This is a genomic window from Mesorhizobium sp. B2-8-1 (assembly GCF_006440955.1).
Classification (GTDB): domain Bacteria; phylum Pseudomonadota; class Alphaproteobacteria; order Rhizobiales; family Rhizobiaceae; genus Mesorhizobium.
In genome coordinates this window covers 843,803-857,288 of record NZ_VFTX01000001.1, presented here as the reverse complement: position 1 = coordinate 857,288, position 13,486 = coordinate 843,803, and the positions used below count along the sequence as shown (strand labels likewise).

At 62.9% G+C, this 13,486-nt stretch carries 19 protein-coding genes; 5 read left to right on the top strand and 14 right to left on the bottom strand.

The features are described 5' to 3' along the window. On the bottom strand, positions 1-401 hold a 401-nt coding region (locus FJ428_RS04140; RefSeq protein WP_140878963.1), incomplete at its 3' end, for a helix-turn-helix domain-containing protein. Between the two features lie 162 nt (positions 402-563). On the opposite strand from FJ428_RS04140, the gene ndk reads away from it, so the two are divergent. Both ndk and FJ428_RS04130 read left to right on the top strand, forming a co-directional pair. Continuing rightward, complete coding sequence (gene ndk, locus FJ428_RS04135; protein ID WP_010915217.1) at positions 564-986, top strand: nucleoside-diphosphate kinase; 423 nt, start codon at positions 564-566, stop codon at positions 984-986. Positions 987-1,117: 131 nt separating this feature from the next. Next, positions 1,118-1,726: a class I SAM-dependent methyltransferase gene (locus FJ428_RS04130; protein WP_140520628.1), complete on the top strand. Its 609-nt coding sequence runs from the start codon at positions 1,118-1,120 to the stop codon at positions 1,724-1,726. A gap of 26 nt (positions 1,727-1,752) precedes the next feature. On the opposite strand, the gene FJ428_RS04125 is transcribed toward FJ428_RS04130, so the two are convergent. The 6 genes from FJ428_RS04125 to FJ428_RS04100 form a co-directional block, all read right to left on the bottom strand. Further along, the gene (locus tag FJ428_RS04125; RefSeq protein WP_224519189.1) at positions 1,753-2,520 is read right to left on the bottom strand and encodes a YbaY family lipoprotein; all 768 of its coding nucleotides are present in this window, start codon (positions 2,518-2,520) and stop codon (positions 1,753-1,755) included. 85 nt (positions 2,521-2,605) lie between these two features. Continuing rightward, positions 2,606-3,088 carry a molybdenum cofactor biosynthesis protein MoaE gene (locus FJ428_RS04120; RefSeq protein WP_140517865.1) on the bottom strand — a complete coding sequence of 161 codons (483 nt, stop codon included), beginning with the start codon at positions 3,086-3,088 and terminating at the stop codon, positions 2,606-2,608. Position 3,089: 1 nt separating this feature from the next. Next, complete coding sequence (moaD, locus tag FJ428_RS04115; RefSeq protein ID WP_140520631.1) at positions 3,090-3,344, bottom strand: molybdopterin converting factor subunit 1; 255 nt, start codon at positions 3,342-3,344, stop codon at positions 3,090-3,092. Position 3,345: 1 nt separating this feature from the next. After that, on the bottom strand, positions 3,346-3,942 hold the full coding sequence (gene pgsA / locus FJ428_RS04110; RefSeq protein WP_140494400.1) for a CDP-diacylglycerol--glycerol-3-phosphate 3-phosphatidyltransferase: 597 nt from the start codon (positions 3,940-3,942) through the stop codon (positions 3,346-3,348). 171 nt (positions 3,943-4,113) lie between these two features. Beyond that, positions 4,114-6,177 (bottom strand): excinuclease ABC subunit UvrC, encoded by a 2,064-nt coding sequence (gene uvrC / locus FJ428_RS04105; RefSeq protein ID WP_140624568.1) that lies wholly within the window; start codon positions 6,175-6,177, stop codon positions 4,114-4,116. Continuing rightward, positions 6,174-6,935 (bottom strand): SDR family oxidoreductase, encoded by a 762-nt coding sequence (locus FJ428_RS04100; protein WP_140670137.1) that lies wholly within the window; start codon positions 6,933-6,935, stop codon positions 6,174-6,176. The genes uvrC and FJ428_RS04100 overlap by 4 nt, the downstream gene beginning before the upstream one ends. A 411-nt stretch (positions 6,936-7,346) precedes the next feature. Between FJ428_RS04100 and FJ428_RS04095 the strand changes: the two genes are divergently transcribed. Continuing rightward, the gene (locus FJ428_RS04095) at positions 7,347-8,003 is read left to right on the top strand and encodes an outer membrane protein (RefSeq protein ID WP_140494406.1); all 657 of its coding nucleotides are present in this window, start codon (positions 7,347-7,349) and stop codon (positions 8,001-8,003) included. Positions 8,004-8,065: 62 nt separating this feature from the next. On the opposite strand, the gene FJ428_RS04090 is transcribed toward FJ428_RS04095, so the two are convergent. Continuing rightward, positions 8,066-8,662, bottom strand: coding sequence for a glutathione S-transferase family protein (locus FJ428_RS04090; protein WP_140494408.1), 597 nt, complete (start codon positions 8,660-8,662; stop codon positions 8,066-8,068). Positions 8,663-9,240: 578 nt separating this feature from the next. Between FJ428_RS04090 and FJ428_RS30190 the strand changes: the two genes are divergently transcribed. Further along, the gene (locus tag FJ428_RS30190; RefSeq protein WP_181167201.1) at positions 9,241-9,528 is read left to right on the top strand and encodes a hypothetical protein; all 288 of its coding nucleotides are present in this window, start codon (positions 9,241-9,243) and stop codon (positions 9,526-9,528) included. 108 nt (positions 9,529-9,636) lie between these two features. Here FJ428_RS30190 and FJ428_RS30185 read toward each other — a convergent pair whose 3' ends face one another. Then, entirely contained in the window at positions 9,637-9,807 is a 171-nt protein-coding gene (locus FJ428_RS30185) for a hypothetical protein (protein ID WP_181167200.1), read from the bottom strand. A 226-nt stretch (positions 9,808-10,033) separates the two neighbouring features. Between FJ428_RS30185 and FJ428_RS04080 the strand changes: the two genes are divergently transcribed. Next, positions 10,034-10,345 carry a transcriptional regulator gene (locus FJ428_RS04080; protein WP_140520635.1) on the top strand — a complete coding sequence of 104 codons (312 nt, stop codon included), beginning with the start codon at positions 10,034-10,036 and terminating at the stop codon, positions 10,343-10,345. A gap of 133 nt (positions 10,346-10,478) precedes the next feature. Here the strand turns inward: FJ428_RS04080 and FJ428_RS04075 are convergent, their stop codons facing one another. The 5 genes from FJ428_RS04075 to FJ428_RS04055 form a co-directional block, all read right to left on the bottom strand. Further along, positions 10,479-10,931, bottom strand: a complete 453-nt coding sequence (locus FJ428_RS04075; protein WP_140494414.1) for a hypothetical protein — start codon at positions 10,929-10,931, stop codon at positions 10,479-10,481. Positions 10,932-11,031: 100 nt separating this feature from the next. After that, positions 11,032-11,292 (bottom strand): DoxX family protein, encoded by a 261-nt coding sequence (locus FJ428_RS04070; protein WP_181165134.1) that lies wholly within the window; start codon positions 11,290-11,292, stop codon positions 11,032-11,034. Between the two features lie 35 nt (positions 11,293-11,327). Then, a complete protein-coding gene (locus FJ428_RS04065; RefSeq protein ID WP_140666184.1) occupies positions 11,328-12,176 on the bottom strand; it encodes a 23S rRNA (adenine(2030)-N(6))-methyltransferase RlmJ in 849 nt (282 codons plus the stop codon). Beyond that, positions 12,173-12,784 carry a hypothetical protein gene (locus FJ428_RS04060; RefSeq protein ID WP_140555734.1) on the bottom strand — a complete coding sequence of 204 codons (612 nt, stop codon included), beginning with the start codon at positions 12,782-12,784 and terminating at the stop codon, positions 12,173-12,175. The genes FJ428_RS04065 and FJ428_RS04060 overlap by 4 nt, the downstream gene beginning before the upstream one ends. A 37-nt stretch (positions 12,785-12,821) precedes the next feature. Beyond that, entirely contained in the window at positions 12,822-13,430 is a 609-nt protein-coding gene (locus tag FJ428_RS04055) for a TetR/AcrR family transcriptional regulator (protein ID WP_224519188.1), read from the bottom strand. Positions 13,431-13,486: the final 56 nt, after the last annotated feature.

Here is a 13,486-nt window from a genome sequence, read left to right as displayed (position 1 = left end):
TTGCGCCGGTGAGCACCGCGCCGCTTGGCCCGTTCCACAAGGCCCGCCGCGTGGAGCTGCGTCTTGATGAAGGTGTAGCCCCAGCTGAAATGGTGATCGCGCAGCAGGTGCTCGTGGAAATGCTTCACATTCCAGCCGAGGTAGCGATGACGGTAAAGCTCCAGCATCTCCTCAATCGCTTCCGCCGGCACCCGACGCGTCGAAAGCTTGCCCAAGCGCCGATCCAGCAACCCAGCGTCCCCAGCCTCTTCGTACCGGTCGCGGTAGCGTCGGAATTGCCGCTCCGACATGCCAAGCAACTCGCCTGCCTCCATCATCGAAAGATCGCCGCCATTCCAGCGGCTCAATACGTCCCGAAACTTTTGCATTCTCCGGTCCTGTAGCCATGCCGTCCGCTTCATCCCCAGCCTCCATCCGCTGGCGATAAAACCGGACAACTCACGTGCTACCTAATCCGGACAACTCATCTGCTTACGACACCCCCGTCGACTTCCTCTTGGCAATGGGCCGGCCGGCTTGTATAGAGCCCGCCACTCCCAATCCAACCAGACAAGGACGACCCAATGGCGCTCGAACGCACCTTTTCCATGATCAAGCCGGACGCAACGCGGCGCAATCTCACCGGCGCTATCACCAAGATGCTGGAAGATGCCGGTCTGCGCGTCATCGCTTCGCGCCGCGTTTGGATGAGCCGCCGCGAGGCGGAAGGTTTTTACGCCGTCCACAAGGATCGTCCGTTCTTCGGCGAGCTGGTGGAATTCATGTCGTCGGCGCCGACGATCGTGCAGGTGCTGGAAGGCGAGAACGCCATTGCCAGGAACCGTGAGGTGATGGGCGCCACCAACCCGGCCAACGCCGCCGAAGGCACCATCCGTAAGGTGCATGCGCTGTCGATCGGCGAGAATTCGGTGCACGGTTCGGACGCGCCGGAAACCGCTGCGCAGGAGATCAAGTACTGGTTCTCCGACACCGAGATCGTCGGCTGAGCCGACCCTGGCATTGTGACCGAAAAAGGCCGGCGGATTGCCGGCCTTTTTCATTGAAACGGATCGATCCGGCACTGCCGTTGAACCCTTGCCCGCGCTAAAGTCGGTCAGGCACAGGGAGCCGGCGAAGCATGACCAGCACCATTCCCGGCTTCTTCCAGGGCACCGAGATGCCATCGAGCGGCTGGTGGGAGGTGCTGTGGCCCGACCCCGGTGCCGTGCTTTCGTCAACGGGACTGAAGCCGGGCATGGAGGTGGCCGACCTCTGCTGTGGCGACGGCTGGTTTACGTTGCCCATCGCCAGGGTCGCCCGCCATGTCGTCGGCATCGATATCGATACCGACCTGCTCGACGTCACCCGTCGCCGGCTCAATGAAAACGGCACGAGGAATTTCGATCTCGTAGCGGGCGATGCCTATGAACTCGCGAGCCTGATATCCCGCCCCGTCGATTTCATCTTCATGGCAAACGCCTTCCACGGCGTGCCGGACCGGCCACGGCTGGCGCGAGCCGTTAGCGAAGCGCTCGTCCCTGCCGGACGCTTTGTTGTCGTCAACTGGCATCAGCAGCCGCGTGAACAAACCACGGTGCTCGGCGAGCCCCGCGGACCGAAGACCGAATTGAGGATATCGCCGGAACAGACCATCACGGCCGTCGAGGCGGCCGGCCTCAAATTCATCGAGCTGGTCGAGGTGCCGCCCTACCACTATGGCGCCGTGTTCGAAAAAATGAGCGGCTGACCTCCGCCGACAGCCCTTTCACGGCATCAGCTCGCAGCGCTGAAACGCAGGATTTCGCGGCCGTTCCCGTCGGCGATGGTCAACTTGCCGGCATCGACTTTATACGAAGCCGCCTTTGCCAGAGCCTCGAACAGCGCCTTTTCCTCCGCCATCACCTCGGGCGCGCAGGCCTTGTAGGTCGAGCCGATGTCGCTGATCGCGATCTTCTGGCCATCGAGGTTGGCGGTGGCAAAATAGCTGTTGCAGGGACCGTTGCCGTCGGCCTTGCCTGCTTCACTCACCCGGAATGTCGCTTGCGATGCGGTGATGGCTACGCCGTCGACATAATCGAGAAGCCAAAGCTGATCGAGAACGGAAGCAGTGGGCTCGGGACTTGGCGTCACCATCTTGAGCATGATTGTTTGCGGCGCATCGGTCAGCGGATCGACTTGATGGCGCTCATCCGAGATGAACAGGAGCCTGTCGCCGACGGTGATGCGGGCCTGCAACGCATAGGTCATCCGCCGCTGGATCCGGGACGGATCGAATTTGACCGCAAAGCTGATCGGCACCTGGCCTGCCGGCGTCAGCTTCTGTTCGCCGACGATTTTGGCGGGCGCGTCGGCCAACGAGACATCGGCAAGCTGGACCGAGAGCACGGCATTGGGCGGCAAAGCGATGCGCTCGCGGTAGGTCACCTCGCCTTTCAGGGCTTTTTCGGCGGCCACGGAGAGTTCCGGCACGGCCAGTATACCGACGACCAGAGGCACGAAACCGAAGACGAAGAACTCCGCTATCCTGTCCAGCACGACCATCTCCCTTCCCCGGGCTGGCCACAGCCCAGGCTGACCAACAACGAATTGGCCAAAGGATTGCGGTCAATGCGTGGCTGATGCAAAATTATTCGGACGGTGGCCTTTTCCAGCGCCCTGCCGCCTGCTCGTCTTTCTCCTTGGCCTCGACCCAGCCGCCCTCGGAGCCGTCGGCATGATGCTCCTTTTTCCAGAAGGGAGCCTGCGACTTCAGATAATCCATGAGGAAATTCGCCGCCTCGAACGCGGCTTGCCGATGCACGGAGGCCGCCACCACCAGCACGATGTTCTCGCCTGGCCGGATCTTGCCATGACGGTGGATGGCGGTGATGCCCTGCAGCGGCCAGCGCTGAACCGCTTCGGCCGCGATGCGGGCGATTTCGGCCTCTGCCATACCCGGATAATGCTCGAGCTCAAGGGCCGAGAGCGTCCCCTGCTCGTCACGGCACAGGCCCGAGAAGGTGACCACAGCGCCGATGTCGGCGCGGCCTTGCGTCAGTCTGGCGATTTCGGCGGCGACGTCAAAATCCTGCGCCTCGACGCGCACGACAGGTACGACCGCGCCGGCCATCTCAGCCCCCGGTCATCGGCGGAAACAGCGCGATCTCGCGCGCGCCAGATATCTTTTCGCCGTGCTCGACATGTTCCTGGTTGATAGCGACGCGGATCACGTCGGGATATTGCAGCGCATGGTCGTATTCCTCGCCGCGCGACTTCAGCCAGCGCAAGAGGTCCGCGACCGTCTCGACGCCATGCGGCAAGTCCACGTCTTCGTCCGGCTTGCCGATTCGCTCCCGCACCCAGGCGAAGTAGATGAGCTTCGTCATCCTATTCGTCCATGATGTGCTTGAGGCCGGCGCGGAAGTAGTCATAGCCGGTGTAAAGCGTGACCAGGGCAGCGATCCACAACAGCACCAGGCCGGTCTGTGTGGTGAGCGGAAAAATCTTGTCGCCGGCCGGCCCGGCGAGCAGGAAGGCGATGGCGACCATCTGGATAGTGGTTTTCCATTTGGCAAGCTGCGTCACCGGCACGGAGACCTTGAGCGCGGCCAAATATTCGCGCAGGCCCGAAACCAGGATTTCGCGGCACAGGATGATGATCGCCGCCCACAGAGACCAGCCGGCAATGCCGGCATGGCGGTCGGTGTCGGCGGCAAGCAGCAGCAGGCATGTCGCGACCAGCAGCTTGTCGGCAATGGGGTCGAGCATCTTGCCGATGTTCGAGGTCTGCTTCCAGGCGCGGGCGAAATAGCCATCGAAATAGTCGGTGATGGACGCCAGCAGGAAAATGATCAGCGCCGACCAGCGGGCGAAGTCGCTCGACTTCAGATGTCCCTCGAGGAAAAAGCACAGCACCACCAGCGGCACCGCGATAATGCGGGCGTAGGTGAGGATGTTCGGAAGGTTGAACGCGCGCTGAGCCATATCCGGGGGAACTCTTTCTGCCTGCGTACTCAAATCAGAAGCTGATGTAGGGGGTCAACAGGCCAAAATCGATTGGCCAGCAAAAATAGGCCAATCTTGTCATCTCGCGGGCTACGCCGCGCCGCTCCTTGCTTCGCCCGGGAGCCGACGGTCGCTTTCGGGCGACATGCATCAGTTCTCGTGGAAATGGTTGTAAACCAGTCTGGCCACCTGCTCGGAAATGCCTTCGACCTTTACCAGGTCCTCGATTGCCGCGCGACCGACCGCCTTGGCGGTGCCGAAATGCATCAGCAGCGCCCGCTTGCGGCTAGGGCCGATGCCGCCGATCTCGTCGAGCGGGCTCTTGACCATCTCCTTCTTGCGGCGGGCCCGGTGCGAGCCGATGGCGAAACGGTGAACCTCGTCGCGTAGGCGCTGGACAAAATAGAGCACCGGGTCGCGTACCGGCAGCGAAAACGAGTCCCTGCCCTTGACGAAGAAGCGCTCGCGGCCCGCGTCGCGGTCCTGGCCCTTGGCGATGCCGATGGCCACGACCCGGTCCTCGATGCCGAGATCGGCGAGGATCTTGCGCACGGCGCTCATCTGGCCCTGGCCGCCATCGATCAGGATGACGTCGGGCCAGGCAGGGAAGCCGCCCGACATGTCGCCCTCATCGCTGTCCGCCTCGCCTGCCGCGGCATCGTTGGGCGTCACATCGCCATGCTCCTTGAGCAATCGTGAAAAGCGCCGCTCCATCACTTCGCGCATCATGCCGAAATCGTCGCCGGGCGTGATCTCGGTCGAGCGGATATTGAATTTCCGGTACTGGTTCTTCACAAAACCTTCCGGCCCGGCGACGACCATGGCGCCGACGGCGTTGGTGCCCATGATGTGCGAATTGTCGTAGACCTCGATGCGCACCGGCGGCTTTTCGAGCCCGAAGGTCTCGGCGAAGCCGGCGAGCAACCTGGCCTGCGTCGAGGTTTCGGCCAGCCGACGGCCGAGCGCCTCGCGGGCATTTTGCAACGCGTTGTCGGTCAGGTCCTTCTTCTCGCCGCGCTGCGGCACCGAGATCGATACTTTGCGGCCGGCGCGGGTCGAGAGCGCCTCGGCCAACAGTTCCTGGTCCTCCACGGCGTGCGACAGCAAAATGGCGCGCGGCGTCGGCTTGTCGTCATAGAACTGCGCCAGGAACGAGCCCAGCACCTCGGCCCCTTCCAGCGCCGGATCGGCCTTCGGGAAATAGGCGCGGTTGCCCCAGTTCTGGCCGGTGCGGAAGAAGAACACCTGGATGCAGACCTGGCCGCCCTCCTGATGGATTGCGAAGACATCGGCCTCGTCGACGGTCTGCGGATTGATGCCCTGGTGGCTCTGCACGTGCGAGAGTGCCGCCAGCCGGTCTCGATAGATGGCGGCGCGCTCGAAATCGAGGTCTTGCGAGGCCTGCTGCATGGCGGCCGAAATCTCGGTCTTCACCTTCTGGCTGCGGCCGGAAAGAAAATCCTTCGCCTCGGCAACCAGCTCGGCATAGTCGCTATGCGAAATCTCGCCGGTGCACGGACCGGCGCAGCGCTTGATCTGATAGAGCAGGCAAGGCCGCGTGCGGTTCTCGTAGAAGGAGTTGGTGCAACTCCTCAGGAGGAAGGCGCGCTGCAAGGAATTGATGGTGCGGCCGACCGCGCCCGCGGAAGCGAAGGGGCCGAAATAATCACCTTTGCGCGAACGCGCGCCGCGATGCTTGTAGATGCCGGGCGAGACATGGTCGCCCGTCAAGAGAATGTAGGGAAACGACTTGTCGTCGCGCATCAGCACGTTGAAACGTGGCCGCAGCCGCTTGATGAGGTTGGCCTCCAACAGCAGCGCCTCGATCTCGGTGCGGGTGACGACGAACTCCATCGTCGCGGTCTCGCGCACCATGCGGCCGATGCGGTTGGTGTGGAAGCGGCCTTGCGCGTAATTGGTGACGCGCTTCTTCAGGCTGCGGGCCTTGCCGACATAGAGCACGTCGCCATTGGCATTCATCATGCGGTAGACGCCCGGCGCATTGGGCAGCCGCTTGACCAGCGTCTGGATCACTTCGGCGCCGACCATGCCGTCGGCATCGCCGGCATGCGGCGTCCAGTCGATGGCGGTGAAGGCGACGTCCGGGCCGGCCGGTTCGACGATCTCCTCCGCCGCCTCGTCCTCGAGGTCGATTTCGGGAGGCAGGTCGTCGGCGCCGCCACGCACCTTGTGTTTCTGCTCTGCGGGACTCATTCCGTCATGCCTGTCACATCAGGCGTGCGCCATGCAAGATGCTGGCCGCCATCAAGCGCGATCATCTGCCCGGTAACCGAGCGGGCTTCCCAGAGATAGCGGATTGTGGCGCCGAATTCCGGCAATTGCGGGCCGCGTTTCAAAATGAGACCGGCGAGCTGCGCGGCAAAGTCGCTGTCGTCCTGGTGCGCGTTCTTCAAGGTCGGGCCGGGACCGATGGCGTTGACGCGGATGCGCGGGCCGAGCGCCTGCGCCATCATCTGGGTTGCCGTCCACAAGGCGGACTTCGACAGCGCATAGGAGAAGTAGCGCGGCGTCGGCCGCCAGACACGCTGGTCGATCATGTTGACGATCAGTCCCTCCTGCCCGTCTGGCAGAGCCCGGGCAAAGTTCTGCGCCAACAGCGCCGGGGTCTTCACATGAATGGCGAAGTGGCGGTCCCAGCCCTGCCAGTCGAAGTCAAGGACCGAATCGTCCTCGAACAGCGAAGCGTTGTTGACCAGCAGCGAGATCGGCCCGAGCGCGGCTTCGGCGCGGCCGACCAGGTCGCCGACCTCGGCCATGTCGGTCAGATCGGCGGCGACCACGGCGGCGTGGCCGCCGGCGCGGTTGATCCGCTGGGCAATCGCATCCGCGTCATCGCGCGAGCGGTTGCAGTGAATGGCGACGGCAAAACCGTGGGCGGCGAGATCCTCGACAATCGCGCTACCGATCCGTTTTGCCCCGCCCGTCACCAGCGCCGCGGTGGCTTTGCTCATCTGTTGTCAATCCTCGGTTTCGGCGCGAAGGAGGGCGCCGGCAAATTATGGCCCGCCACCCGTTAAATGGCGTTCGCAGCTGCGGCAACATTGTGGCGAAACGGCCGGTTCGGCATTTCGAGCCGGCCGGCAATGAGCCGGCCTCAACACAATATAGGAGGCTGGACTCCTTGCACCAAGCCACCTGCGGTGCAGCACGGCCAATCTGCTGACATTTCGCTGTTGCGAAGATGCAACGCCAAATTTCTGCCTCATTCGCGCCGGGGAATGACCCAAGTTCAGGTTCGCTTCAGCCGTATTTCGACACGACATTTGGAACCGACGAACGCCAGATCCGTTTCACCCCCCGGACGGGTTGATGGGCGATCGTAAGAACAAGCCTGTGTCCTGTGGCTTAAGGAGTAAACAACAATGCAAGCCAATCTCAAATTCGCACGGCCGCTGGCCGTAGCGCTCGGGCTCTTCGCCCTCGGTGGAACTGCCTATGCCGCCGATGTGGTCCAGGAAGAGCCGCCGGCACCTGCCCCGGTCGCCGAACTGCCCGTCGCGTCCTGGGCCGGCCCCTATGCCGGTCTTAATCTTGGCTATGGCTTCAGTGGCCGTACCAAGGAAAAGGATTTCGACGTTGAGACCGATACCAAGGGTTTCATCGGCAGCGTCTTCGGCGGCTATCAGTGGCAGCAGGAGAACTTCGTCTACGGCGGTGAAGCCGAACTCGGCTACAACGGCGTCAAGGGCGACGACAATGGCATCGACTCCAAGGCCGGCTTCGAAGGCTCGCTGCGTGCCCGTCTCGGCTACGCTGTGACCCCGGAAATCCTGCTCTACGGCACCGGTGGTCTCGCCGGCAGGAGCCTGAAGGTGGAGGACAGCGTCCTCGGCGCCAGCGACCGCGCCACCATGATCGGCTGGACCGCCGGTCTTGGTACCGACATCAAGCTGACCGACAATGTGTTCGGCCGCGTCGAATACCGCTACACCGACTTCGGCAGCAAGGACTTCGATGGCATCGGCAAGGTCAAGGCCACCGACAACCGCGTCACCTTCGGCGTCGGTATGAAGTTCTAAGTCGTTCAAGCCACGACACGAAGAAGCCGGGCCTCGCGCCCGGCTTTTTTATTGTCGGCCGCTCACGCGGGAACGCAGGGTTTCAGGTCAGGGAATTTCTCATCGAAGCGCGCGGCCCAGCGGACCAGCCGGTTGCGGCCTTTTTCCCATTTCCCGGCGAAACGCAGCGCCAGGTAGCCAAGGCAGGCGCGCAGCGCCATCTGGCCGGCGGTGATCTTCTTCGGCAGTTTCGGCGGATTGGCGTTGAGTAGATCGAGCGCGGCGGTGATCTTCGCCCACTGGCGATCGAGCCAGGGCTGGTAGACCATCTCCTCGGGCCGCGTGCGGCGCTCATAAACCATCGACAGCGCACAGTCGCAGATGCCGTCCGCCAACGCTTCCAGCACTTCCGCTTCCAGCCGCTTGTCGGGATTGCGCGGAAACAGCGCGCTCTTCGACATCCGGTTGAGCTGCTGGGTGATGGCTCGGCTGTCGTGGATCGAGCGGCCGTCGTCGAGCACCAGCACGGGGATCTTGCCCAGCGGATTGGCGCCGATCAGTTCGGCCGGCTTGTCTTCGGTTTTGACAGGCGCCAGGTCGACCGCGATGCCGGCATAAAGGGCCGCCATTCGTACCTTGGAACTATAGGGGGACGTGGAGGCGTAAAGCAGCTTCGGCATGATCGGGTTCCTGTTGGCAGCCCGTCACTGTTGACCGGGCGCCCTTCCCCGCGCAACAGCCAGAAGCGGAAAAACCAGCCGCCAGCAGCCGGCGACCACTCCTGCATGCCCTGGTCTCTTGTACGCCTTGATCAGGATGCGCCACATGGTGACGGCGGCAACACTCCGACAGGCCGGACAAGACCAACGATCGTTCCGCCGCCGCACGATAGCGCGCAACAAAAAGCCCACCGGACTTCGCCCTGCGGCGAAGTCCTGGGAGCTGCGAAAGATATCTGGCGTCCGCCCCTCTCGTTGCGCCCCAATGCCAGAGCAGAGGGCGCGAGGCCTCAACGGCACCTGCCCTCATTTCTGCCGACACCGTCCCCGGCGCGAAGAAACGCGACTACTTCTTCGCGGCCTTCGCCGGCGCTGCTTTCTTGGCGGCTGGCGCCGCCTTCTTCACCGGTGCCGAAGACTTCGCCGCGGCAGCCTTGGCCGGAGCCTTGGCAGGAGCTGTCTTCTTTGCAGCGGGCTTGGCCGCGGCCTTGGCAGCCGGCTTCCTGGCCGGAGCGGCTTTCTTTGCCGGAGCGGCCTTCTTGGCCGGTGCAGCCTTCTTTGCGGATGCGGCGCTGGCCTTGGCGGGCGCTGCCTTCTTCGCCGCCGGTTTCGCGGCGGCCTTGGCTGCCGGCTTTTTGGCCGGTGCCGCCTTTGCCTTCGGCGCTGCCGCCTTCGGTTTGGCAGCGGGTGCTGCTTTCTTGACCGCGGTCGCGGCTTTCGCCGCCGCCGCTTTTACAGGTGCTTTCTTTGCCGGTGCCTTGGATGCCGGCGCTTTTGATGACTGCTTAGCCATGCGATGCCCCTTGCGTTATGCCGACGACCGTTAATGGCCCGGCGTGTCATGCTTATCTGACTCGCGCCTCGCTAGCCAGCGAAGCAATGATATGATTTTCTCAGCTTAAATTTTCGTTGCGATCGACACATGATCACACTCATCATCGCAAAAATATGGCGTTATCTTCCGATATCGCCAGCAATTTGGCATCGACATTCTCGATGCGCTGCGTGGGCGCGCCTGCCATGAAGCTGCAAAGATCAGCAAGCAGCTTCGCGCATTGATCTTCGGCCGCGAATATCATGAGCTGCGGCTTATAGAGAATGATCATCTTTTGCAGGCGACCGGTCCCTTCGGATTACAAGTGCAATGCGATGCGCCGATCTGGAGATCACCTTGTCAAGCCTGGCTTCATCACTGAATTGACAGATTACTCTGTATACCAGAGTATTCTGGCAAGTGTGTTCGATGTCGTTCACAAAGGCGAATGGTTAGTACTGCCCGAGGCTGCAGAGCCGTAGGGTGACAGCTCAAGGTCCGCAGCATTGGAGCCATTGATGAGTGCCGACGACATCATCCATCAGGGTACACGGCTCAGGATCATGGCCGCCCTGAACACGCTGGAAAGACGCGAGGCGCTGGAGTTCACGCAACTGAAAGCCATGATCGAAACCACCGACGGAAATCTCGGCGCGCATCTCGATACGCTGGCCAAAGCGGGCTACGTCGATGTTGAAAAGCTTTTCGTCGGGCGGCGGCCGCGGACACGGATCAAAGCAACGACGATCGGGCGCCGCGCTTTTCGCAGTCACGTTGCCTTTCTTCGAAAGATCATCGGTGAAGCCGAGGCGACGCGAGGCAGGAAATAGCACTGCGATTGGCAAACATTGTCGGCGCGTGCCGCGCGGCACATATTTTCGTCAGGGCCGATACCCCGAGTCACAGAAAAGGCCCGCGGCTTGAGCCGCAGGCTCTAACGAAATCGAGACTGGAAACCGCCCGCTAGCGCAGGATGCGGCAGCGGCCGTTGTAGACCATCCAGCGGTCGAAGCCCGAGACGCAGAATTCGACATTGTCGCCGATCGAGGCAAAGCCCTGGCCTTCCTCGATCAGGTACCAGATGGCGCGGTCGCGGCCATCTGACAGGGCGACCGTGGCGCCGCAATAGCGCCGGCCGATCGGCCATTCCTCGCTGGCCGGCAAGTAGCGGTGCTGGTGGATGCGGTGGAAATCGGTGATCGCGACATCCGGCAGGTGCGGGACGTGCCGCACCTGATAGGAGAAGCGGCTGGTGATCTTGTTCAGCACCCAGGCTTCGCCGCAAATGCCGCTGTCCTCGTCAGAATAGACGGCAAGATCGGCGGCTTGCGCCGCCTGGGTGAAGCCAAGCGATGTGCCAAATGGCGTGCAGAGCGAGATCAGGGCGGCAAGGGCGGAGCGGGCGAAGCGAGTCATGGCAGCCTCTCAAGGTCGATTGCGCGCACTGTGCGGGATTCGCCGGGCGGCGGTCAAGCGATTGCATTGACAATGGTTTCCAGGGCGTGGCCGCCGGCCATCAGCCGGGACGCGCCGCCAGCAGCAGCCCGCCGATAACGGCGATGTTGACCAGGAACGCGGACCTCAGCGCCTGCCTTTCCGGCCCGTGATGGCGCCAGAAGGGCAGGACGAGCAGGTTCGCCGCCACCGTGAACAGGATGAGCGCGCCGGCGGCATAGGGCACCGCGGCGCCGATGGCGAGGCAGAAGCCGGCCACCAATTCCAGCGGAGCGGAGCCGGGCCGGCCGCAGACCCGCTTTAACTGTTTGTCTTGGCGCATCTGTAAGGACGCCGCTCGCAGCCTGCATCCCGCTGCTACTCCCCTGCCAGCCAGTTCAGCGTCCAGTGCGCCGGCTTTTCCAAGACCAGCAATTTGTGCAGGGCCGGCAGGAGAATGCGCAATTCACCTTCCAGCGTGAAAGGCGGGTTGGCCACGACCAGGCCGCTGCCGTCGAGGTTGGGCTCTTGCGACGCGGGCCGGATTTCGAATTCGATGTCGAGCAATTTCGGAACGCCGGTTTCCTTCAGTGCCTTGCGGAAGCCAATCACCGCCTTGCGGTCCTTGATCGGATACCACAGCGCATAGATGCCGCCCGGCCAGCGCTTGTGCGCCTTCGCCAGCCCGTCGACGAGGCGGCCGAACTCGCCCTCTTCCTCGAATGGCGGATCGATCAGCACCAGTCCGCGCTTTTCCTTCGGCGGCAGGTGTGCGCCGAGCGCCAGCCAGCCGTCGAGCTCGATCACCCTTGTCTGGAAATCGCCGGCGAATTCCGTCTTCAGCTTCGCGACATCCTTCGGGTGCAGCTCGATCGCCGATAGCCGGTCCTGCTTACGCAGAAGGTGCCGCGCGACCAGCGGCGAGCCCGGATATTTTTTCAATGGACCGTCTGCGTTGCACGCACGCACCGCGTCGAGATAGGGAGCGAGCAGCATTGCGGCCTGGGCTTCGGGCGCGGCATCGACCAGCCGGCCGATGCCGCCTTGCCATTCGCCGGTCTTCTGCGCCTCGGGCGAGGACAGATCGTAGCGGCCGATGCCTGCATGAGTGTCGATGACGCGGAACGCCTTGTCCTTCTGCTTCAGATATTCAAGCAGCCGCGTCAGCACGACGTGCTTGAGGACGTCGGCAAAATTTCCGGCGTGATAGGCGTGGCGATAGTTCATGTGGAACCCCTGCCCCAACGTGGCGGCGGTGGCTGTGAATTCGGATTTTGCGGCCGGCCGCCGGCAGAACGCAAGGACAGCAGGAAGCCGATCAAGCCGATCGCCATCAGCGCGAAGCCAACCGGTCGCGCACGGCTGTCGGTCTCGCCCACACCGGAGCGCAAGACAAGATCGACCGCGCGTATCGGGATGTCGTCGGCGTCGCCGGGACCGACGGTGAAGACATAGGGGCCGGGGCCGACGGTCCGGATCACGCCAGCCTCATCGCGGAAGATCTTGTCGGGCAGTTGCGGGCTCGCCTGACGCGGATTGTCGGAATGATTGAACTGAAGCGTCGAGGCAAGCACCGTGCGGCCGCCGGAGGCGGCTGTCAGCGTCAGCACCGTGCGCTGCTGCGAAACGATGCGCTCGGCCCTCGCGGTCAAGTCGACCAGCACCCTGACCGGCGCATCGCGCGCGGCAAGCGGCACTGTGACCTGCCTGAAGCGGCCGCCCTCATAGACCCGCCAGCTGCCGATCTGGTGACCGGAGAAATTAGTCATCGCCCATGGATAGATGGCGCCGACGCCGATGCCGGCGAGCAGGATCAACAGGAACAGAAAGCGCATTCAGGGAATCACCTTGTAATCGGACGTTGCCGGACAATTAGCCTGCATTGGCGCTGTCGCGCAGGCGCTCCATTTCGTCCAATAGCATGTCGAGGCCGAGTTCGAATGTCTTGTCGAAACCGCCGGTGCCGAAATAGGTCCCGGCCGCCATGACACTGGGGAAATCCTTCGCCAGTTGCTCGTCGTCGACGGTGGTCACCGCCGACGGGCCCTTGGCGTAGCCCGCTGTCTCGTCGAGGATCGCGCCCATGAGATAATAGCTGGCGGTGCGAAACAGCCTGGCGCTGAGTTCCGGGCCGAAACCGCCAGCCTCGAACAGGCCGATGACGCCGTTCAGCATCGCAAGGCAAGGCGGCGAATTCATCCGGTAGACGACAAGGAATGGCGCAAAGGCCGGATGCTCACTCGCAACACGGCGAAACTCATGCATGACCATCCGAATCCTGTCGCGCCACGGCATGCTGTCGTCGGGGATAACCATCCCGCTGACCTGGCGATCGACCAGCGCCTCATAGAGGTGCGCTTGCGAGGGGAAGTGATGATAAATGCTCATCGCCTCGCAGCCGAGCACGGCGGCGAGCTTGCGCATCGAAAAACCGGAAAGGCCCTCCTTCTCGATCACCTCGAAAGCGGCATCCTCGATCATCTCGCGGGATAGCCGTCCGCGTGCTCGCTTTTTTTTGATCGATGAGTCCATGGCCG